Here is a 22,328-nt window from a genome sequence, read left to right on the forward strand (position 1 = left end):
TTTTAAGTATTTAAAACCAATTCTTCAAATGAGGACACGCCCTAATGCAAAAGCAACCATGAGTTGCTTACAACAATAAAAATTAAAAGAAAAATAAATTGGAGCATTGCTCATGAATATCGTTATTTGGCTTAACGCTGCTTGTCTATTTTTGTCATTTGGGGAAACACTTCTGCACGGTTTTAACCGGGAGGTGGCATATGAATGAAAAAGGCGTTTACCTGCTTAGTACTGTAGCTCTATTTTTAATCTTATGGTTGATTGGTTACCAGGTCCATCATGAAATCCATCGGGAAGAATTGGGATTGAACCGCACCAGCAATTTGGCATTTTATGGGATGAATACTCATACGCCGTTTCTAGACCATCAGGCAGAAAGTTTGAATCAGGCTGTACAGCGTCGGGGAGTGGTGCGGAATCAATCTCAGTCTTTGAACCAACAGCGTGCTCAGTTTGTTTCAGATTTTGCCAGTATGCTATTTGCGATGCAGGGTGGACATAAGCCTGAATACTTGCAGCTGAGAATATTTCTGAACAGGCAACAAACATTATTGGAGAATAAGGCGCTTAAACAGGAGGAGGCACTTGCCAATATTAATTTGCTACAGACATTCTTGCCTGAATACCAACATGAACTGACACGAGCATCGGCAAAACTGAAGACGCGTTATTCTTATTATGAAACAGATATAATTTCTGATGAGATGAGTTTAAGCACGGTATGATCTAGAGGCGAACAATATCAGTGTGATGTATTAAAGTGGTTCTTCAGAATTAAGCTGAGAGATGAAGGTCTGCATGATTGTAAACTTTATACTCTAGCTACAGGATATAAAAATCATCTCATGCAAGTTAAGTAAACTGTATCGTTTTTAAACTTGCATGAGTAGTAATTATATATCTGCTTAAAGGCAATTCGCCGGTTTAGGAATGCCTGCCAAACGACTAAGGTGGCGTGCCACCAAGCCTGTATTAAATTTTTCCTGAAGTACAGCATTGTTGATTTCAGGCCCTACAGTTTTCATCAGGAATTTGATGAGAGGACGTGTCGCTGGAGAATGACCAAACTGTTGATAAAACTGACGTACAGCCTGTAAGACTTTAAAATGCCAAGGGGTCAGTTTTAACTTTAAGCTCTCGGCAAGCACCTGTGCGACGTCTTCATTCCAGATGGTATAGTCAACTAAATGACCATCTTGGTCTAACTCTAAATTCATGATAGATCCGTATGTGTTACTTCATAGAAATACAGCGACTAAAGCCCAGGCATAGTTCTGCAAATTCGGCATAGCTAATAATTTTCAAATTTTTTACTTCTGGTTGAGACAATAATTCAGCCTCATTTTCCAGAATATAAACCTCTTTCAGCTGCTGAATAAATGGATGCTCAACTGACAAGACTGCATCGCCCATCAGAATTACCTGATCATTTTCGCTATAGAGTTGGGACAACTGTTCGATAATCTGTGCTGTAGCCGCATGGCTGGCTTGAATCATATAAAGAGTTTTATCAGACATGGTGGGCAACCTTACCAGTACAATACATGGTCAAAGCCTTGCATAAAGGCTGGGTTTAATTCGACAAATTCAATTTCTTGCTCTGTATTTTGTATAAAAGGCGAGTTTTGATTTTTACTTTCTACCAGAATTGGAGTCAGATCATAAAACTCAAAACTGTCGACCATGTTGGAAGCAATCTTAAACGCATGTTTAAGCTGTTCAAATTGCAGATCTGAACGTAATAGGCTTAAAGCTGCACCTTGTAATAAGACTTTCACGTCTGAACCAAAGGTCGCAAGTACCATGGTCGCAGAAAGACTTTCATGAACCTGCAAGGAATTCAGATTCGATTGAGTTAATATAACGAGTACAGATTTCACACAATATACCTTTTAAAAGCAACATATCCCAAAAAATAGACCGATTAGAATTGAAGCAGACGATGTGCAGACTGAACAGCATCAGCGAGTTCGCCCAATCCGACCAATTCAAACTGATCTGCAAGATTATGCTGTTGAATATTGTGACGTTGAGCATTCTCCTGATCTGTGATACCACGCGCTAACGCCGCACTTACACATACGGGCAGACGTAGTTGCAAGGACTGCCACTCACGGGTCAGGTGACGCTGGTCATCCGGTACCCATTGCAGAGCATTAGCAACAGACACACCGTCCTGGTAAAAGAAAACCCGAAAGTCTTCCTGTTTTTGCTTTAATGCTTTGGCAAGTCCCAAGGCATGCCAGGCATGTATCGACGTCGGGGCGGAGGTAATAAGAATTAAGGTGCTCATGAAATTCACTACAGGCTTGATCAACTAAGCAGTTGATCTGGGCTACATAATAAAAAGGTAGTATACAATGATTTTAGTGACCGGTGGTTTAGGCTTTATAGGCTCTCATATTGCTTTAAGTCTGCTCGCACAAGGGCAACAGGTCATTGTGGTCGATAATCTGGCCAATGCCAGCCTACAGACGCTAGAACGTCTTGAGTTCATTTCCGGCATGTATGTGCCTTTTGTTAAAATTGATATCCGTAATACGCCTGCTTTAAACAAAGTCTTTGAACAGAATTCCATTGACGCCGTGGTACATACTGCAAGCTTTAAATCATTAGAAGAATCGGTACTAAAACCGCTGGAATATTACAATGATAATGTCAGTTGTATTATGAGTCTCTTACGTGCCATGCAACGGACGGGTGTTCGTAATCTTGTGCATTTGTCCAGCCTTGCTGTTTATGGGCAATCCAGTCCTGATCTGACTGAAGAAACACCATTTAATTTCAGTTATCCAAACCCTTATATCAAGTCTCAACAGATGGTAGAAGAAATTATCCGTGATACTGCACGTACTGATAATGAATGGAAAATTGCGATCCTCAGACTATGCAATATTTCGGGTGCCTTTGAACATGGGGTACTGGGTGAAGTGGTACCGCCGCTACCAAAAAATATCGTGCCTTTGGCCATGCAGGTTGGGGCCTTACAGCGGGAAAGTATTGAACTGCGAAAACAGGCCAATACTGAAGATAAAACTGTAGAACGCAGTTTTTTGCATGTATTGGATTGTTGTGATGCAGTCATTAAGAGTCTGCAATGGCTCAGTACACAAAGTTTTGCCTGTGAAGCCTTTGATATAGCGGGCGAATTGATTTCGATTCAGAACTTGCTCGATCAAATTGGTGAAGTGACGCAAATCAATATCAAGACGGAAGAGGCGCTATATTACACTAATCCGGAACTAGATCAGGTTGGCTCTAAGGCGGAAAAGGCCAGGAAGACTTTAAACTGGCAGCCTCAGCGTTCGATTCGGCAAATGCTTGAAGACGAGTGGCGTTTTTATCAGAACACGTTACGTGGGCAATAATACCGATTAACGCTATCCCAATTATTGATAATAATTATCATTTACATGCTGTTCTATTTTGCCTAAGATGGAACAAGGAAATATTAAAACTTTATAAAGAGGTTAAATATGCAAACACGTATTGAACATGACACCATGGGTGAAGTTGCTGTACCCAGTGAAGCACTGTGGGGAGCACAAACTCAGCGTAGTTTGCAGAACTTTAAAATTGGTAATGAACGTCTGCCACGGCCCATGATTCGTGCCATGGGTCTGGTTAAAAAGGCGGCAGCCTTGACGAATGCCGAATTAAATCAGATTCCGCATGAACTTTCAGGTTATATTGTTTCAGCAGCAGAAGAAGTGATTGCAGGGCAATGGGATAGTCAATTCCCGTTAGTGGTGTGGCAGACAGGTTCTGGTACGCAGAGCAATATGAACTGTAATGAAGTGATTGCCAATATCGCTAACCAGAATCTGGGAAATCCTTTAGGTTCTCAAAAACCGGTTCATCCGAATGATCATGTTAATCGTGCTCAATCAACGAATGACTCTTTCCCAACAGCAATTCATGTCGCTGCAAGTCTGCAAATCAATGAATTATTAATTCCAGCAGTAAAAAAACTGCGTGATACCATGCATGCCAAATCTCAGGAATTCTCAGACATCGTCAAAATTGGCCGTACTCACTTACAGGATGCTACGCCGTTGACACTAGGTCAGGAATTTAGTGGTTATGTGTCTCAGCTAGATCACGGTTTATTGCGTCTGGAACAGGCACTGCATGGTTTATATGAATTGCCTTTAGGGGGAACAGCAGTAGGTACAGGTTTGAATGCTCATCCTGACTATGCGGTTAAAGCAGCGCAAACTCTAGCAAAACTGACTGGACTGCCATTCGTTACTGCACCAAACAAATTTGAAGCTTTAGCAGGTCGTGATGCGGCAGTCTTTGCTTCCGGTGCATTAAAAACTTTAGCGGTGAGTCTGAATAAAATCGCCAATGACATTCGCTGGTTAGCCAGTGGGCCACGTTGCGGCTTTGGGGAACTCCGTATTCCTGAAAATGAACCAGGCTCAAGCATCATGCCGGGTAAGGTCAATCCGACTCAAAGCGAAGCGATGACCATGGTTGTGGCGCAAGTGCTTGGAAATGACACCACCATTAATGTGGCAGGTGCATCTGGAAATTTCGAGTTGAATGTATTTATGCCTGTAATCGCGTATAACTTGTTGCAATCCATTCAGCTGCTCGGTGATGCCTGTAATAGTTTCAATGATCACTGCGCCGTTGGTATTGAGCCGAACCGTGACAAGATTGAGCACTTCTTACATGATTCATTAATGCTGGTTACTGCATTGAACCCGGTGATTGGTTATGAGAATGCAGCCAAAGTTGCCAAGACTGCTTATAAAGAAGGTAAAACTCTAAAACAAGTTGCGGTAGAACTTGGTTTAGTCACAGCTGAACAGTTTGATGAAGTCGTCCGTCCTGAGAAAATGGTTTCAGCGAATGCGAAATAAAGCTTGTAACGCTTTTATTTTCAATCTTTAAGCCTGTTTTATCATGGAATAGTCAACAGTGGTTTTTATCTCAGGCAGAGTTGCGTACAATAGCACTAGATGAGATTAACCACTGATGATTGTTTTATGCTTGATATTTATTTAACAGATGTTCAAAGAAAGGTGCAATTCAAGGATTATCCAGGTGAGCATCCTGTTAAATTTATTCTGAATTTTAAAAAGATTTTTCCAAGTATTATGGAACTTCTTTTACCTGTACTTCCCGATAATGAAAATCTGGATGAAATGTCATGGGAATCAACGACCAATGATTTTGAAACTTTCCAGATGTTTTTAGCTGGTTGGGGGATTATTGAACTGCGTTTAAATGCGATTACTCAGTTCAAAGATAAAACCTTTGCAGATCAGCTTGTTAAACAGGCACAGCAGAAGCGTAAGGAATATCAAAAAAAGCATATGAAGCTCACGACTGTAGAGCTGGATTATCTATTTATGCATGATATCCATGCTCTGATTGATGCTGAGCTGGTTGATCTGGGCGAGAAGTTTTATCTGCCAGTACTACGTGAACTGTGGAAAAATAAAGTCTCTGCTCAAGTGCTTAATGCCAAATTTTAAGTAAATTTAAACTGATTAATTTAATATCATCCTCCATATTTGGGGGATGAATTTTAATAGGCTCCAAAAAACTATTTGATTAGTTCAATTTCCATAAATAGCCTAAGCAAATCTTTCTATTTTTTACTTAGAAAATTCTGCTGCATCATTGAACATGATGACTTATTTTAAAACAGAAATTGGTTCATAAAAGAGCATTTATTTTATCGTTTGATAAAAAATAAATTAATAAGCCATTCTTTATCATAAGAATATATAAAGATATTACTTTAATAATATAGCTATTCTAAGCATATTTTCTTAAGCTATAAGTACTAATGAGTAGATGAATTATAGAATTCTTATTTATTAGATTTCCTTCATAAAAATAAGTGAAGGTTCCAGTTTTTCCGAAGATATATCAAAGGATTTTTAATAATGTCGAATCAGTTTTTAGATTTAATTACAAAACGCCGTACGATCTACGCGATTGGCAAGAATGTCACACAATCTCCTGAATTCTTAACTGATTTGATTCAAAATGCTATTAAACAAAGTCCCTCATCATTTAACTCACAATCTTCCCGTGCCGTGATCCTGTTTAATGGTGAACATGAGAAATTCTGGAGCTTTGTCGCAGAAAAATTAAAAAGTTATGCCAAAGATGAAGAAAGTGCTGCAAAAACCTCAGCGAAAATGGGAACTTTTGTTGCAGGCTTAGGTACGGTTTTATTTTTTGAAGACCTAGATGTCGTGAAAAGCCTACAAGATCAGTTCCCATCTTATGCAGATAACTTCCCGATCTGGGCAGAACATTCTACTGCGATCGCTCAGTTTGCGACCTGGACAGCATTGCATACTGAAGGCTTGGGTGCATCTCTACAGCATTACAACCCGATCGTAGATGAAAAAGTTCATGCAGAGTGGGACATTCCAGCAAACTGGCAACTGAGAGCACAACTGGTATTTGGTTCAGTTGAAGGTGAGGCGCGTGCCAAAGACTTTATGGCGGATCAAGACCGTTTCAAAGTATTCCAATAATTTGAAAACCGGCATCTGTCTAAATTCTTATAGGCAGATGCCATGCAATAGGCGATAAAAGCATATTCCGAATCATAAAAATTAGGCTACACTTAGGGCGCATTAAATCTAAGAGAAATGGCGCTATGTCAAAGAACACCCAAAAACTTTCACCGCTTCAAGAGCTTATTGCTGAACAGAAATTGTTATGCGAAGAAGTCGGTTCTGCCTATGTAGAGGTGAGTGGGGATGACGTTATTGCCGTGGCAGTCCATACCCTGAATCAGGACCCAATTGTTGGCATTCGCAAGGCAGTAGATACAGCAACAAAAGTGAGCTGGTATATCTATGGTGGTGAACAAGTATCCAGCGATGCTGACTTTGAAATTATGACTGTACGTGAATTACAGGATATTGTCCCAGAAGTGCTTCCTTATCTGGCGCTGGATCAAGGCTTTCGTTTCATGATCGATGCTGATGATTATGAAGATGTATGGAAAGAAGGTCAGGAATGAACCGCTTAGCTTTTGCTATCTTGCTGGGACTCAACGGTGTACTCATCACGAATTACGCCGTAGCCGAGACGATGACCCAGGAGCAATTTGATCAGTATATTGCTGAGCAAACGTGTGTGGTCAATGAAAGCAAAGCCATTCTGGATGAACCGCATACAGCGTTAGACAGACCAAACATCAGCACTGAACGTCAGGTATTATGTGATCGCATTCAGGCTTATCAGAATATTTTGAAAGCTTCTCAGGAAAATAGTCAGTTGAATATGGCTTCCATGATGGCGATGGTGGCGCAAAATTATCTGGATCGTCAAAACCAGAGCATGAATAACTCTGGCATGACTACAGGTGTTTTTTGTAAGAGCAGGGCAGAGCAATCTGCTAAAGAAGATAAATCAAAGCCTTTGATTTAGGTTAATTTTCTGATATTTAATTTATTAAAACTACATAAAAATAAGATTAATGCGAATTTTCCCGGGGGAAATACCAATAAAAATGAATTATTAGTTAAAATTATTAAATATTAAAAATCGGTGGAAGAGATCGCCTTAACCTTCTCAATCTTTATCATTAAAAAAAATAGCCTAAGCAATTTTATCTGGTAAATATAATCATAAAAGGGAAGAGATAGTTTTAAATCCATTGATGTCTTACTGAAAAATTAAGACTATATTTCCAAAATTAGCCTTCAATCATATCCATTTATAGCTCGTACTCATTCAGCTTAATTTATTAAGCCTATTTCCTGATGATTTATCCAAAGCTTGAGGCTTCAAACAGCAACTTCAGCACACTTTAAAAATACATTTGACAAATAGCCTAAGCAAAACTTTATATCTAATAAATAGCCTAAGCAAAGTTTATAATTTTAAGAATTGGCAATTGATTAATTTCCAATAAAATTCCAATATCAACAACTAAACTATGAAATCACGGAATTCTCAAATGATCCTCAACTACCAAATCACCACTCATGATGACTCAATACTTGTACCAATGGTCTTCATTCATGGTTTATTCGGCAGCTTGAGTAATTTAGGAATGCTGGCGCGACATTTTGCAAGTCAACGTACAGTCATTCAGTTAGATTTACGCAATCACGGTTTATCGGGACATACGGATCAACATGATTACCATCTCATGTCAGAAGATATACTTGAAACCCTGGATAGTCTCAACATCACAAAATTTGTTGTGGTGGGGCATTCTATGGGCGGAAAAGTTGCCATGAAGCTGGCCGATATTGCACGTGATCGGGTAGAGCAGCTTGTAGTTCTTGATATAACTCCAATTCAATATCATGAAAATCATCATGCAAAAATTTTTGAAGCTTTATTTGCTGTAGCGCGTGCCAATGTGAGTTCACGCTTGGATGCGACAAAAATCATGCGTGAATATTTACAAGAAGAAATGGTGATTCAGTTCCTGCTGAAATCCTTTAATAAAGGCAAGTGGCTGTTTAATGTGCAGGCGCTATATAAGCATTATCAAGATATTCTATATTGGGAAGATCTGACACCAGTTGATATACCAGCACTTTTCTTAAGAGGCGGCAACTCATTTTATATTTCCAAACCAGAGCAATTCGCTGCGATTGAACGTCAATTTACTCATGCCAATGTTGAACTCATTGAAGGTGCAGGTCATTGGCTGCATGGTGAAAAGCCTGCGCAGGTGCTGGAACACATGCAAGCCTTTCTGGATGCACAACAATAAAATCTGTTAGAACTTGAAGGTCAGTATGCAGCCGCCTGTAGCTGACCTTCATTAATCAGCTGGGCCGCCATTTCAGCCGTTTTTTTCAGACCCGGCATACGATATTCAGTATGACCATAATCTTTGATTGATTTCCAGCGACCGCCCCAAGTGAGTCCGACGGATTCGGCCACTTGGCCATAGAGTTCATAACCACGCATCGCCCATGGATCTCGCTCGCTGATCACGACTTTGCCATTCCGTTTAAAGGCAATATCCGCGGCCAGACCAAACTGATGATAACTTTGATAGCCTTTGGCGCGTGTGGTATTTGGATTTGCAGAAAGTGAATTTTGGCGTTCTGGACTACGATAACCTTCTAATAAAACCAGTTCATAGCCATGCTGTTCACGCATAATTTTAAATACCATCAACAAACGCTGTTTATAACGTGGATTAATTTTGTCCCATTTCCGGTTGGCTGTATTGAGATCGTTATGATGATGACTGTTTGGCAGATGTACATTTCCAGCAGGATTGGGTGAAGGAGTAATCACTTGCGCAGAAACGACGTTGGCATAGTAATTTGCTTCTTCCTGCAAGGCTGTTTCAATCAGATGTTCATCTACTTCCGGAGGAGGTGCTAACACCTGACCATCCAGTAAGCTATAGATTTGCGGATCAACTTCACGTAAATAATTTGCTTCAAAAGTACTGGCAGTAATCGGACGGGTTAAGCTAAAAATGACGATGCTGCTGAATAATGCCAATGCGGCCAGTAAAATCCACCATTGCTGAATATGCCAATGTGACTGGATTTTCGCTGACGAAGCTGCCTGATTAAATTCCCAAGCCAGCTGTTTGACAGCCAAAATACGGTTCTTGCCATAGGGTAAAATTTGCGTGAATAAGCTTATCAAACGGATTCTGAAATCATAAGAAACCAGCACTAACATGCCGAGGCTAAGTAAAATAAAACTGGATAATATGAGGTAGATCATGCTTTAGGACTGTGCGACTTCAGGATTTTCTTTTGGAGTCTTCGCAGGTGACTGTTCCTGAGTAGACGTACTTGCTGTTTTTAGCTCAACAGTTTTTTCTAATTGTTTTGGTTTTGTGGGTTGAGTAACAAGCCTTACATTTACAGGATTTTTTTCAGATTGTTGGATTTCTTTAGATGGTGCAACAGAAGATGGAATAGTTTGTGGTTGGGATTTAAGCGGTTTAATTTTACCATTGGCCTGAGGTAAAGGCTTTTGCTCTTGAATAGCAAATGCAGAGTCAAAAGGTGATCCAGTATTTGCAGGCTCGTTTGCACTTGCTGGCTTTGCTACCTTAAACATGTTGTCAATATTTTGATCAAAACCATCTTCCAGATTTTGGATATTTTCCTGATCCGACGGTGCACCAGCTTTTTGAATAAGCTGCTCACCTGCTACAGTATGGCTTGAATCTGCTCCTTGATCGTTTGCTGCTGTCAACTGTGCAGCAGTGCTTGCTTTATGATTCTGATAATAGTGATAGCCGAGTAAAACTGAGCCTACTGATAACACTCCAAGTATAAATCCGCTCAATAAGTAAAAGTGAGGAGAATAAGACAGAGACTTTACAGACTGTAAAATACGAATATGTTTATTATTTTGATATGCCATAGTCACTAATGTTTATGGTAAATGGATGGTGATATAGGCCTGTTCTACAGGAACACTAATCACATTTTGATATTGGGAAAATGCTGCATTACGGTCTTTGGATAATACATAGTGCAAACCTACAAAGCTTGCTAACGCAAACAGCAACCAGAAAATCAAAATCCATAAAAATGGTAATTCGCGATGAATGATGTGTTTAATCTGATCCGGAATAGCAGCAAAAGGAGAAAAGGCTTTTTTCCCTTTAAGATAATCAATTTGATCACCAACCCGACTAATTAGACTATTCAGCTGGCTCATTGATTCAATCCGGTATTTTCCATGAAAGCCTAACAATAAACAGTAATGATAGACCTCAAGAACGGCGAGGCGTTCTTTATCTTTATTGCGGATTTCTTCCATGTGTTCAAAGAAACGATAACCCGCCAGTTGTGATCCAAATAGACTCAGTTGGAGTGGACTCATCATCCAGAAATTTTGCAGATCAAAAAAATGTGGGGCTTGCTGGGTAACGATGGTCTCATCAAGTAATGCGCAATAGGCATATTTTGCATCATGAATATCTTCAGCAGTAAATTGTAGTTTTCTCGCCTGAGTTTCAAAACGTGACAGCATATCCAGCACTTTCTGGCGGAAGGATTCCAGATCGGCAGGTAAATACTGATTGCGAATCAGAAACACCACATAGAAGCCATCATGTAACAGATCGACCAGACTGGCAGTCGCGGAGTATAGAGGTGTATCTGTATTTGTTCGAGCCTGGAAACCGATGCCAATTTGTCCATCGTCAAATAGTGAAGGGGCATTATTTAGACTATTCATTGTTTTTATCCATTGACTACAGCAATCAGCTCAATTGAAATGTCTTGGAACCCACTCGGGATATAGACACAAATGGTTTCGGACTCAAGCATGCGCTGATACAGTTCATTATTCGGTTCTATCTCAAAATAGCTCACACCAGAACGCACCGGAATCGCGGTCGGCACCTGAATCAGATGCTGAACTGGCACTGCGGGCAAGGCTGCAATCACGCGTTGTTCAACATCAATCGTACTGCCCACTTTAAAGCGGATCGGTACATAAGCAATCAGGTCATGGGTGGGCATGACCCTACTGGATACCGCGAGATACAAACGGGTATCCCGGGAAATTTTGTCTGTTTCAAGGCTGCCCACCCAATAAGATGGCCGGGTTTCTTTAAGGGCAATACTGATATAGCGGTTTGAAATAATCGTATCCAGCAGTTCACGTAAAATGACATCCAGCTGACCAAAACTGTCCTGTAAATGATGGTGCTGATATTGCGGTAACTGGTCGACAGCATACGCGGTTGAAAAGGTCAGCAATGACCCGGTCAGACGTAATAATTCAGAATACAGTCGTTCCGGATGAATACGTGGATATAGCAGAATATGATTTAGGGTAGCATGTGCAGTATTGAGGGCATTCACCAACCAGAAAGACACGATATCACCCGAACGGAATTCAATCAGTTTTTGTTCATTTTCACGGTTGTTGTTCTGAATGGTTTTGATCTTGGCGCGAATAATATTCAAAGTCCGCTTCAGATTATTCAGTAGATTTTCTGAGGCTTCGATATGCAGAATCGGCGGAATAAATTTATGATCCAGCACAAAATGCCCTGAGCTTTGGCGTTTCATTGTTGCAATCGGCATATAAAAATAACCATCGAGGGCCTGTTCAGGCTCCTGGCTGATTTCAAAAATCTTGAATTCTGCACGACGGCGTAACAGGGTAATTTCGGCTGTAGCGGCATTGGTAAACAGATCATGAGTCGAGCTTAAATGGGAATGATAACGGCTGGACTGTGAATTATCTTCATGGTTAAGATTCTGTATACTTGCCTGAACCATCGGTAAAGCAAGATAAACAGCCATTTCTGTACGCAGATTCAGACTGTCAAGTTGCACGGGCTCAGGTAATAGATCCTGTGAAGGTGCACGATAAATTTCCCCATCTTGCCAGACCATTTCAATCCGGCTGAGTGCCATGATATTCATGCTGAACTGGGCCTCATCGAATTCAATCGCTTGAATTCCATAGGCAAAAGGAAAGGTTGCCTGAATCATCTGGTTCAGACGTTGTTCATGATAGGCATCCTGTAACTGAAAATGCTGAGGTCGTAAAAATAAACCTTCACCCCAAAGAACTTTTTCTGCTTTAAACATTCAGTCTTACCACTCACTATTCGAATTATTCATATCGGGTACACCCAGTAACTCTTGCACCTGTTCCAGGGGATTCTCATTTTTAATCACGTGTGCCAGCCATTCGTGTAACGGCATCTGGCTCCAGCGAATGGTTTTTTGCAGCATATAACTCACCGGGCTATGCGGTTCATGTATCTGGAAATAATCAGCAATTTCATTTAAGACTTTCAGCGCCTGTTCCCGGTTGGCCAGATGATTTTGTGGCTGTAATCTGAATTGAGTCTGCGCAACAGCAGAGACTTTATCCGTATAACCTAGCTGAATTGCTGATTCTTTCGGCTGTAATAAGTTTTCATTATTTTGATGTGCGATCTGTTCCACTTTATACAGGCGTTTAATCTGGGCAATAATGGAATCAACCTGTTCATCTATTACAGAAAAACTCGGTGCATCCAGACCTAGTAAATCATCTAGGGTTATTTTGAGTTGCTGCCAGTGCTTTTGAATATCCAAAACCTGCTGATAATTCTGTAACTGTACCGAGCGGGAAGTTGCCTGAAGTAATTGCTCGAAATTCTGCAGCTCATCATTGCCAGTTAGAGATTCATAATCTTCATCCTGCTGGTTATGGCGTAACCGGACATTTTGTTGATGTAAAAATGCCTCATAATTTCCCAAATGATAAAACGGTGCCTGACTGACCAGGGGAACCTGTTTCATCAATGCCGGAATCTGGCTGATTAAGCCTTGCAGTAAACCCAGGCGCTGATCTAAATCATCTTCCTCAATTAAAGGATGTAAATCCGGCCAATATTTCTGAATACTGCGATGGCTCAGTTCCAGGCCGCGGGAAATTCCTTCAAATCCGTGAGTTCTTGCCCAGGCTTCAGCTAACCAGGTGTAAAGTCGCAGATCTTTGGTTTTTTCACTTAAGAGCTCAACCGATTTATTCAGTACAAAATGCCAGTCTGCCTGACGTGGCTCAGAGATCCAGTCACCTTGATCCAGCAAAGGATCATCTTGAATTCTAGCCTTTTTAATGGCATGAAAGTCATTTGAAAATGAGCAGTCCTCACCACATGGCTGATGATCAGAGATGGGGGCAAGCAGTTGTTCAATATCTAGGGTCATTCTTCACCTGAAACTTATTCTTTTTCTTTAATTTTTAATTTCTAAATATAATTTTATACGGCGTCCGTTTTCTTTTTCCGGATGCGTTTGATTTTCACTTTAACTTGCTGTGGATCTAAAAGATAAATGATTTCATCATTTTTAACTTCAATCTGAATTTTCTCGGGCACTTTTTCTTCACTCAGTGCCATTAAAATTTGGGTGGCTAAAGCAGGCAATACACTGGCATTCAGAATATGGTCAACATTACGTGCACCGCTATCTACTTCTGTACAACGGCTTAAAATGAGTTCTAAGAGGTCATCGCTGTAGGTAACTTCAGTTTGATATTGGGTTTGTATTCGCTGAATAATTTTACCGAGTTTATGTTCAATAATTTTGAGTAGCAGATCATCATGCAACGGGAAGTACGGTACGATCTGCATACGTCCCAAGAACGCCGGTTTAAACTGCTGATATAAACTAGGTTTAAGCTGTTCAATCAGCTGATTTGCACTTGGCCAGTGTTCAGGTGGATGATTCAGACAGGCCTGCATGATGGCAGAGGATCCGACATTAGACGTCAGCAAAATCGTGGTATTTTTAAAATCAATCAGCCGTCCTTCACCATCTTCCAGCATACCTTTGTCAAAGACCTGATAAAACAGTTCCTGCACATCACGATGCGCTTTTTCAATTTCATCCAGCAACACCACGCTATATGGATTGCGGCGAACAGCTTCAGTCAGCACGCCCCCTTGACCATAACCGACATAACCTGGAGGCGCGCCTTTTAAGGAAGAAACCGTATGGGCTTCCTGATACTCCGACATATTGATAGTAATCAGATGCGATTCACCACCATACAGTTCATTTGCCAGGGCCAGGGCTGTTTCAGTTTTACCGACACCACTTGGACCCACTAGCAGGAACACGCCTTGGGGTTTATTCGGATCTTCCAGTTTAGCTTTAGAGGTTTTAATACCTTGCACCAGTTGCTGCAGGGCATAATCTTGCCCCATTACACGCTGTGCCAGACGGTTTTCTAGCTCTAATATCTGCCTGATTTCATCATTGACCATTCTACCCACTGGAATACCCGTCCAATCCGAAATGATTTCATGAATGATGTAGGCATTAACATGTTCAAAGACCAGTGGATTTTTTTGCTGTACTTCAGCCAGTTCTGCACGTAATACCGCAATTTTTTGACTAGACTTTTCGTCCTGATCTCTAGCCTGAAACTCCCGGATCTGCTGAACAATGTGCAATTCATGTTGCCATTGATGTTCCAGGCATTGGATACTTTGCTTAATCGCTGCAGTTTTTACTGAAAGCTCGTTGAGTCTTGTATGGTGAATAGGCAGATTCTGGTTTTCCTGAGTAAGTAACTTGTGTTCCAGTTCCAGATTGTGCAATTGTGCCTGCAGTTGATCGAGTTGTGCCGGTTGAGCATTCTGAGTCAGTGCAACGCGTGCGGCGGCAGTGTCCAGGACACTAATTGCTTTATCGGGTAATTGACGTCCACTGATATAACGATGCGACGCATGTACCGCAGCGATAATCGCTTCATCATCAATCTGCAAATTAAAATGCTGAGCCATCACTGGAATCATGCCGCGGAGCATATCAATCGCGACTGCTTCTGTTGGTTCCTCAACTTTGACGACCTGAAAACGGCGGCTGAGCGCTGCATCTTTTTCAAAATACTGTTTGTATTCCGCCCACGTGGTTGCGGCAATAGTACGTAATTCACCTCTTGCAAGTGCCGGTTTGAGTAAATTTGCAGCATCATTCTGACCGGCCTGGCCACCCGCACCAATCAGGGTATGCGCTTCATCAATAAACAGGATAATTGGATAGGCAGCACTTTGCACTTCCTGAATTACTTGTTTCAGTCGGTTCTCAAATTCACCTTTGACACTGGCACCTGCCTGTAACAGCCCCATGTCCAGCACATGTAATTGCACATTTTTCAGGGCATCAGGAACCTGTTGCTGGGCAATTTTGAGAGCCAATCCTTCCACTACAGCCGTCTTGCCGACTCCCGGCTCACCTGTCAAAATCGGATTGTTCTGACGACGGCGCATCAAAATATCCAGCATCAAACGAATTTCAAATTCACGCCCAATCACTGGATCAATTTTTCCTTGAATAGCTTTCTGGGTCAGATTAATCGTGTACTGATCCAATGCAGGAGTTTTTTTTGCAGTCGTTTCAGCATTTCGATGAGCTACTGGCTGAGACGTTATTAATTGAGCTGACACATTTTCAATACTTTCCTGGCACAAATCCAGGAACTGATGCTTCATTGTATCAATCGGAATCAGCTCAAAAATTGAGGATGAACGCATCGCAATTTGATACAGATCGGAAGCTGTTAGTAAAGCTACAAGTAGGTGACCACTACGAATGATGGGTCTTTTTCAGCGGAGGCTAGTAGCCAAGCCTGCTCAAGTAAGCGGATAATTGAGGTGGCAAAAATAGGGGTGCGCGAATTACCTTTGTTAAACTGAAATAAACTTTCATTTAGATCATCTAGTAGAGCTTCCTTAGAAAGTTTGTAGTTTTTAAGCAGTAACTGGACATCATTTAACTGGTTATGCGAGAGTAATTCGAGAAAAAAATGTTCAATTTCTATTTCATAATTTTGCTGATTGATACAAGTGTTGGCAGATTTCTCAAGACATAAACGTGCATGATCAGATAATTTAGTAATTAAAATTTTTAGATTATTCATGTATTTCTCATTATTTATTCTTACAAGGCACAATCTTTTTAAGGTTAGAAAGATAGGATTGTGCTGTTCTTGTTATTTATTTGCATGACTGCAATTGAACCAGTTCTTCTGATCAATTTTTACCCTAATGTTTATATGTTTTTTAAAAGAATAAAAGTCATATAATCTTTAACATTTTTTTAGAGACTGTTAAAAAATATTTTACAAAAGTCAATTTTTGTTGTTGACTTAGTGTGATCATTTTTTGTTAAATTCGCAAGATGATTTTTAAATAATAAATAGAGAAAAGTCATTTCAAGTAAAAAAATCGAATAACCAGAAAAAGAAAAGTTTGAGGCTAATTTTGAAAAAAAATATGAGTTCCATACTCGTGCTGATGCTGGCTGTCTGCACGATGAGTCTGATGCAGACGCATGCTGCAACCCTAAAAAAATCATGTCTTAAAGTGCATCCACTGGCCGAAGGAGATACTGACCCAGAAATCCTGCAACAGTATGAACAGCTTTGTGCCAAAGCCGCTCGGAAAGATCTTAATTTACAGCGTAAAATCAAAGCCGATATTGCTCAACTTTATCTGGATCGTGGTCTGCATCTGAAAGCACTTCAAGCAGTAGATCAATTAAGTCGTGGAAATTACATAACACGTCAACTAACAGATATTAGCTTCCTTGCTGGTGTCGCGATTTCTAATCATGCCCTGAACTATATGCGCACTACAGAAATCCGTCCGCTGAATGAACAAACCTACGCCATTACCAAAGTTTTTAATGACAATGTACGTTTATCCCAACCCGTTACGGTTATGCCCCTAAGGGCAGAGAAGGATTCAGGCAACAAGAAAAAAACGGTGACCACAGCAAGTAAAAAAACCAGCTCGGCTAAAACACGTATAAGTGCTCCTGTACGGAGTAAAGCAAAAGAAATATCTAACAGTAATGTTATCGCCAAAAAAACAGAGCCGGTCGTCCTTCCTAATGTTCAGTCTAGCTCCAATCCATTTGGTGCACTTCGAAATAACTAATAAAAAATAATTCATAGGAATCAGCAATATGGCTAAGCGTGAAAGTGTACAGAAGAAATTACAGCGGATTCGTCCACCACGTGTGCAATTGACTTACGATGTGGAAGTTGGGGATGCCCGCGAAGTAAAGGAGTTGCCCTTTGTGGTCGGCGTGCTGGGAGATTTTTCAGCAGCATCTGAACTGGAAAAAACCAAGTTAAAAGACAAGAAATTTATCAATGTCGATCTGGACAATATTAATGAAGTGATGGAGTCATTGGCACCACGGGCCAATTTTCAGGTTGAAAATACCCTGACCGAAGAGGGCAGCAAGATGTCTGTGGACCTGACCTTTAATTCCATGGATAACTTTAAGCCAGAACAGATTGTACAGCAGGTTGATCCATTGCGACGACTGGTTGAAGCACGTGAACGTTTAACCGATTTGCGTAATAAAATTTCCAATAATGAACGTCTGGAAGATTTGCTGGATGAAGTCCTAAAAAGTACTGATCAGATCCGCAAGATGAGTGTGGAGGCGGAGCATGAGTAATTTAAATGCAGCAACTGCTGAACACCTGAATGTTGAAGAATACTCATTACTTGACTCTATCGTCGAGCGTAGCCGTATCGCGCGTACGGATGAAGAACATGACCGTGCCAAAAGCCTGATTGGTGAACTGGCACGTGAAGTCATGGCAGGAACAATTACTGTATCCGATAACATGACCCTTGCACTGGACAAGCGTATTGCTGAAATCGATGCCCTGATTTCAACCCAGCTGAGCAAGATCATGCATCATGAAGCATTCCAGAAAATTGAATCAACCTGGCGTGGCTTATATTATTTCTGTCAGGAAACTCCCTCCAACTCTCTGATTAAAATCCGGATGTTGAATACTACCAAAAAGGAATTGATTAAGGATTTCCAAAGTGCCACTGATTTTGATCAAAGCACCTTATTCAAGAAAATCTATGAAGAAGAATATGGCTCTTTCGGTGGAGCACCTTATGCCACCTTGATTGGTGATTTCGAGTTTGATCGTACACCATCAGACATGTATCTGCTGGAACAGATTTCACATGTGGCAGCAGCAGCGCATGCACCATTTATTTCTGCAGCCAGCCCAAGCATGTTTGGGCTAGAATCATTTACCGATATTGATCGTCCACGTGATGTGTCCAAGATTTTTGAAACTGCTGAATATGTACAGTGGCGTTCATTCCGTGAAAGTGATGATGCACGCTATGTTGCATTGACTATGCCACGTGTATTGGGACGTTTGCCATATCATCCGAAAGAAGGTACCGCGACTGAAGGTTTTAACTATGTGGAAGAAGTGTCTGGTGAAGATCATCACGAATATCTGTGGATGAATGCAGCTTATGCTTTCGGCACTCGCTTAACTAATGCTTTTGATATGCATGGCTGGTGTGCTGCGATTCGTGGTGTCGAAGGCGGCGGCTTAGTTGAAGGACTTCCTGTACATACCTTTAAAACGCATGACGGTGACGTGGTATTCAAATGTCCAACCGAAATTGCGATTACGGATCGACGCGAGAAAGAGCTGAGTGATCTTGGTTTTATTCCACTGGTGCACTGCAAAAATACCGATTATGCCGCGTTTTTTGGTGCTCAATCGGCTCAGAAGCCGAAAAAATATGACAATGATGCCGCGAATGCCAATTCTGCTTTATCGAGCCAGATTCAGTACATCATGGCAGTTTCACGTATCGCACATTATTTAAAAGCGATGATGCGTGACAAGGTGGGAAGTTTTGCTTCTGCAGGCAATGTTGAAGCCTTCCTGAATGACTGGTTATCTCAATATGTATTACTGGATGACGGCGCCTCTCAGGAATCAAAGGCGCAATATCCTTTGCGTGAAGCGTCAATCAAGGTTGTAGAAAATCCAGCTGAACCTGGTCACTACAAATCAGTGGTCTTCTTGCGACCACATTTTCAGCTTGATGAGTTGTCTGTATCCCTGCGACTTGTCACTGAACTGCCGCAATCGAGCAATTAGGTCGGTTGCATTTTCTATTATTGATTATAAAACAGGATAAAAATAACAATGAAAGACATATACGTCCAATTTCGCGGCAAATATAAAGTCGATGGTGAATCACGCGATTCTGAACATAAAAGTTGGCTTGAAGTAAACTCCTGGTCCCACAATATTCGCCAGCCAAAATCTGCGACGTCTTCAAGTGTGGGTGGCCATACCGCTGAGCGTGTAGAACATTCTGACATGATTTTTGTCAAAGATCTGGATGCTACCAGCCCGAAACTTTGGGAAGCATGTTCTGCCGGTTATACCTTTGATGAAGTTCAGATTGACTTCTACCGTGCCAACGGCGACAAGCGTATCAAGTACTTACAGATCAAACTGAAACACGTTCTGGTTTCTCAAGTCATGCCAAGCGTGAATGCAGAAGGTGTACCGACTGAAGCGTTCGGTCTGAAATATGCTGCGGTTGAGTGGACTTATAACCAGCAAGATATCAACGGTACACAGAAAGGTGCGGTAACCAAAAAATGGTCATTATCCAATAATACGGCATCTTACGCTGCTTAATGCTTCTGAATTTAGAGGCTTGCACCTGCAGGCCTCTATCTGAATGATTAAATTTAAAATGGATGATGGAAACACATGAATCTGGATCAGCTTTATCCTTATGGATTCCGTTCGACCTTGTTTGATCGACTACTGCCACAAGAGGAAGCACGTGCACAGGGCATGTCAATTCAGCAGTTGCGTGAAGCAGTTGCGGCGGATCTGGAGGATCTGTTGAACAGCCGTATGGCCATGCTCAACCATATGATTGATGATTATGTGCTGGTCAAAAAGTCCATTCTGCAATTTGGAATTATTGATTTTGTGGGCTTATCGACTGCAAATCCGATGGATCGTGACAAAATTTGTCGCTCGATTGAGGCATCTATTTCAGCACATGAACCACGACTTAAGCATGTCCGGGTAGAAATGCTGCTGGATGAAAATAATATGGGTAGCCTGTGCTTAAGCATTCAAGCCTATTTGAATATTCATCCTTTATATGAGCCTGTAATTTTTGATGCTTTATTAAAACCGACCACACAACAATATGTTATTTTGCCAAGATCATAATAAGAATGAGCGCGATTGAAGAATTATTACCTTATTACGAAAAACAGCTGCAGGAATTTAGCCAGCAGTCCCGTGAATTTGCCAATAAATATCCAAAAATTGCCCAACGTCTGTCTTTAAATCAGGAACAGATTGACGATCCGCATATTGAGCGCCTGATTCAGGCATTTTCATTGATCTCTGCACGGATTGATAAAAAGCTATATGACAGCTATGAAATATTTACCCGTTCGATTTTTGCGGTGATGTTTCCCCAGTATGTAAAGCCGTTTCCAGCCTGTTCAATGGTCAGTTTTGAAGATGTGAATAAAATCAAACAGCTGAATGATGTACGTTTGATCCCGAAACATACTTCACTTAAATCCAAAAGTGTGCGTGGTGTGCAGTGTGAATACCGGACGGTCCAGGAGGTGGCTTTACTGCCAACTGCATTGAAATCAGTCCATTTTAAAACCCATCCTTCGGCGCACATTCATCTGAACCGTAATGCGACACTCGTGTTGGGTTTTGAAATTTTTAATCAGCAGTTGAAATTATTGCAAAAGCATAAGCTACCAATTTATCTGGATGCGATTTCCAGCTTTCCTTTACAGGTGCTGGATCAGGTTTTTAAGACAGAAACCCAGTTTTCGTTAAAGGGCAATGGCCAGGAAATCAAGATTTCAAATCCTTTCGAGCTATCAGGCTTTAGCGAGGAGGAGAGTATACTGCCGGTCGATCAGCACACCCATCAGGCCTATCGACTATTACTGGAATATTTCTGCTTTCCAGACAAGTTCAATTTCCTGAACCTGAATCTGGATTTTCTCCATCAGATCGAAGCAGATACCTCGAATTTTGAGTTGTATATTCACTTTAAAATGAACCTGAATGATCAGGCTGCGGTTCGCAATTATTCAGAACTGAATCTCGCCAATTTCAAGCTGTTCGTGACGCCAGTGGTTAACCTGTTTGAAAAACAGGCCGAACCGCAGAAAATCAATCATCAGCGACTGGAATATCCACTCATTTCAGATGCGCATCATCCTGAATATTATCAGGTGTATGCGGTCTCCGAGATGAACCTGATTCGTGAAAAGACTGATAAAGAACAGGTTGCCCATCAGGTTTTGCCATTTTTTGCCATGAGTCATTACCGGCATGACGGCGCACAATTTTATTATCATCTACAGCCAGAAATTGCCAGTACACAACAGAATGACCTGAAATTTTCTTTGGTCTCTCGAAGTCTGGAACCTCAGAATACCTCCTCTGATTTTATCAGTACTCAGCTGCTGTGCTGTAACCGTGATCTGCCTTATGAAAGCTATAACAGGGATCAGAATGCGCTCAGCTTGAATGACAGTCAGCTGGTTCGACGCGGACTCTTGTTAAAGCGCCCATCTTTGCCTTATCGATTCAAGCAGAGCCAAAAAGAACAATGGCGCATTATTTCCCATCTTTCCTTGAATAATCTGTCTTTGATGAAAGGTGATGCAGTCACGCATCTGAAAGAATTGCTAGAACTGTATAACCTGCCGGCTTCCAAAGAAAACCAGCAGATCATTGCAGCAATTCAATCGATTGATTTTTCACTTAGTCAGAAATTACTGGACTACAAACCATTTCCACTGTTTGTTCGTGGTGTTCGTGTGCAGGTCAAGATGAATATTGAGGCTTTCAGAGGCTCGAGTCTGTATATCTTTGCCCAATTGCTCAATCATATTTTTAACCTGAAAGTGCAAATGAATAGTTATGTGGAAATGATTGTGATTGATGCAGCAACAGAACAGGAGGTATACCAATGCGTGCAGAACGTTGGTGGCAAAAAAGCTTCTGTAGTAGAA

Annotated in this window: 22 protein-coding genes and 2 pseudogenes; 14 read left to right on the plus strand and 10 right to left on the minus strand. The window is 41.2% G+C overall.

Annotation, left to right across the window (positions count from 1 at the left end; all coding sequences use genetic code 11):
- Positions 1-200: 200 nt before the first annotated feature.
- Positions 201-725 carry a hypothetical protein gene (locus HADU_RS07010; protein ID WP_008304779.1) on the plus strand — a complete coding sequence of 175 codons (525 nt, stop codon included), beginning with the start codon at positions 201-203 and terminating at the stop codon, positions 723-725.
- Positions 726-905: 180 nt separating this feature from the next.
- On the opposite strand, the gene HADU_RS07015 is transcribed toward HADU_RS07010, so the two are convergent.
- The 4 genes from HADU_RS07015 to tusD are packed head-to-tail and all read right to left on the minus strand — an operon-like array spanning position 906 to position 2,293.
- On the minus strand, positions 906-1,217 hold the full coding sequence (locus HADU_RS07015; RefSeq protein ID WP_008304782.1) for a TusE/DsrC/DsvC family sulfur relay protein: 312 nt from the start codon (positions 1,215-1,217) through the stop codon (positions 906-908).
- Between the two features lie 16 nt (positions 1,218-1,233).
- A complete protein-coding gene (locus HADU_RS07020) occupies positions 1,234-1,518 on the minus strand; it encodes a DsrH/TusB family sulfur metabolism protein (protein WP_008304785.1) in 285 nt (94 codons plus the stop codon).
- A gap of 11 nt (positions 1,519-1,529) precedes the next feature.
- Entirely contained in the window at positions 1,530-1,880 is a 351-nt protein-coding gene (locus tag HADU_RS07025; protein WP_008304787.1) for a hypothetical protein, read from the minus strand.
- Between the two features lie 44 nt (positions 1,881-1,924).
- Positions 1,925-2,293, minus strand: coding sequence for a sulfurtransferase complex subunit TusD (tusD, locus tag HADU_RS07030; RefSeq protein WP_004894594.1), 369 nt, complete (start codon positions 2,291-2,293; stop codon positions 1,925-1,927).
- A gap of 67 nt (positions 2,294-2,360) precedes the next feature.
- Between tusD and HADU_RS07035 the strand changes: the two genes are divergently transcribed.
- From HADU_RS07035 to HADU_RS07065, 7 genes are all read left to right on the plus strand, one after another.
- Complete coding sequence (locus tag HADU_RS07035; protein WP_008304790.1) at positions 2,361-3,368, plus strand: SDR family NAD(P)-dependent oxidoreductase; 1,008 nt, start codon at positions 2,361-2,363, stop codon at positions 3,366-3,368.
- Positions 3,369-3,476: 108 nt separating this feature from the next.
- On the plus strand, positions 3,477-4,871 hold the full coding sequence (fumC, locus tag HADU_RS07040; RefSeq protein ID WP_008304791.1) for a class II fumarate hydratase: 1,395 nt from the start codon (positions 3,477-3,479) through the stop codon (positions 4,869-4,871).
- 126 nt (positions 4,872-4,997) lie between these two features.
- The gene (locus HADU_RS07045; RefSeq protein WP_008304794.1) at positions 4,998-5,489 is read left to right on the plus strand and encodes a hypothetical protein; all 492 of its coding nucleotides are present in this window, start codon (positions 4,998-5,000) and stop codon (positions 5,487-5,489) included.
- A gap of 417 nt (positions 5,490-5,906) precedes the next feature.
- On the plus strand, positions 5,907-6,509 hold the full coding sequence (locus HADU_RS07050) for a nitroreductase family protein (RefSeq protein ID WP_008304797.1): 603 nt from the start codon (positions 5,907-5,909) through the stop codon (positions 6,507-6,509).
- Between the two features lie 125 nt (positions 6,510-6,634).
- A complete protein-coding gene (locus tag HADU_RS07055) occupies positions 6,635-7,003 on the plus strand; it encodes a hypothetical protein (RefSeq protein ID WP_005222014.1) in 369 nt (122 codons plus the stop codon).
- Positions 7,000-7,413, plus strand: a complete 414-nt coding sequence (locus HADU_RS07060; protein WP_008304799.1) for a hypothetical protein — start codon at positions 7,000-7,002, stop codon at positions 7,411-7,413. Before HADU_RS07055 ends, HADU_RS07060 begins: the two co-directional genes overlap by 4 nt.
- Positions 7,414-7,945: 532 nt before the next feature.
- A complete protein-coding gene (locus HADU_RS07065) occupies positions 7,946-8,716 on the plus strand; it encodes an alpha/beta fold hydrolase (RefSeq protein ID WP_008304803.1) in 771 nt (256 codons plus the stop codon).
- 20 nt (positions 8,717-8,736) lie between these two features.
- Here the strand turns inward: HADU_RS07065 and HADU_RS07070 are convergent, their stop codons facing one another.
- The 6 genes and pseudogenes from HADU_RS07070 to tssH all read right to left on the minus strand — a co-directional run bounded on the left by HADU_RS07070 (position 8,737) and on the right by tssH (position 16,371).
- Positions 8,737-9,696 carry a M15 family metallopeptidase gene (locus HADU_RS07070; RefSeq protein WP_008304806.1) on the minus strand — a complete coding sequence of 320 codons (960 nt, stop codon included), beginning with the start codon at positions 9,694-9,696 and terminating at the stop codon, positions 8,737-8,739.
- A 3-nt stretch (positions 9,697-9,699) separates the two neighbouring features.
- The gene (locus HADU_RS07075) at positions 9,700-10,347 is read right to left on the minus strand and encodes a hypothetical protein (protein ID WP_004809242.1); all 648 of its coding nucleotides are present in this window, start codon (positions 10,345-10,347) and stop codon (positions 9,700-9,702) included.
- Between the two features lie 12 nt (positions 10,348-10,359).
- Entirely contained in the window at positions 10,360-11,169 is an 810-nt protein-coding gene (gene icmH, locus HADU_RS07080) for a type IVB secretion system protein IcmH/DotU (RefSeq protein WP_008304809.1), read from the minus strand.
- Positions 11,170-11,174: 5 nt separating this feature from the next.
- On the minus strand, positions 11,175-12,539 hold the full coding sequence (tssK, locus tag HADU_RS07085; RefSeq protein ID WP_008304811.1) for a type VI secretion system baseplate subunit TssK: 1,365 nt from the start codon (positions 12,537-12,539) through the stop codon (positions 11,175-11,177).
- Positions 12,540-12,545: 6 nt separating this feature from the next.
- Entirely contained in the window at positions 12,546-13,652 is a 1,107-nt protein-coding gene (gene tssA, locus HADU_RS07090) for a type VI secretion system protein TssA (protein ID WP_008304814.1), read from the minus strand.
- A gap of 53 nt (positions 13,653-13,705) precedes the next feature.
- Positions 13,706-16,371 (minus strand): annotated as a pseudogene (gene tssH, locus HADU_RS07095) (type VI secretion system ATPase TssH).
- Positions 16,372-16,726: 355 nt separating this feature from the next.
- On the opposite strand from tssH, the gene HADU_RS07100 reads away from it, so the two are divergent.
- The 6 genes and pseudogenes from HADU_RS07100 to tssF form a co-directional block, all read left to right on the plus strand.
- Positions 16,727-17,392 carry a hypothetical protein gene (locus HADU_RS07100; protein ID WP_227499344.1) on the plus strand — a complete coding sequence of 222 codons (666 nt, stop codon included), beginning with the start codon at positions 16,727-16,729 and terminating at the stop codon, positions 17,390-17,392.
- Positions 17,393-17,420: 28 nt separating this feature from the next.
- Positions 17,421-17,924 carry a type VI secretion system contractile sheath small subunit gene (gene tssB, locus HADU_RS07105; RefSeq protein ID WP_008304824.1) on the plus strand — a complete coding sequence of 168 codons (504 nt, stop codon included), beginning with the start codon at positions 17,421-17,423 and terminating at the stop codon, positions 17,922-17,924.
- Positions 17,917-19,398, plus strand: a complete 1,482-nt coding sequence (tssC, locus tag HADU_RS07110) for a type VI secretion system contractile sheath large subunit (RefSeq protein WP_008304837.1) — start codon at positions 17,917-17,919, stop codon at positions 19,396-19,398. The genes tssB and tssC overlap by 8 nt, the downstream gene beginning before the upstream one ends.
- Before the next feature lie 48 nt (positions 19,399-19,446).
- Positions 19,447-19,950 (plus strand): Hcp family type VI secretion system effector, encoded by a 504-nt coding sequence (locus HADU_RS07115; protein ID WP_004809258.1) that lies wholly within the window; start codon positions 19,447-19,449, stop codon positions 19,948-19,950.
- 75 nt (positions 19,951-20,025) lie between these two features.
- Positions 20,026-20,502 carry a type VI secretion system baseplate subunit TssE gene (tssE, locus tag HADU_RS07120; RefSeq protein ID WP_004809259.1) on the plus strand — a complete coding sequence of 159 codons (477 nt, stop codon included), beginning with the start codon at positions 20,026-20,028 and terminating at the stop codon, positions 20,500-20,502.
- Between the two features lie 5 nt (positions 20,503-20,507).
- Positions 20,508-22,313: pseudogene (gene tssF, locus HADU_RS07125) on the plus strand (type VI secretion system baseplate subunit TssF); the annotation flags it as partial.
- Positions 22,314-22,328: the final 15 nt, after the last annotated feature.

The sequence above is a fragment of the Acinetobacter sp. HA genome, from assembly GCF_000264725.1.
Lineage (GTDB): Bacteria > Pseudomonadota > Gammaproteobacteria > Pseudomonadales > Moraxellaceae > Acinetobacter > Acinetobacter schindleri.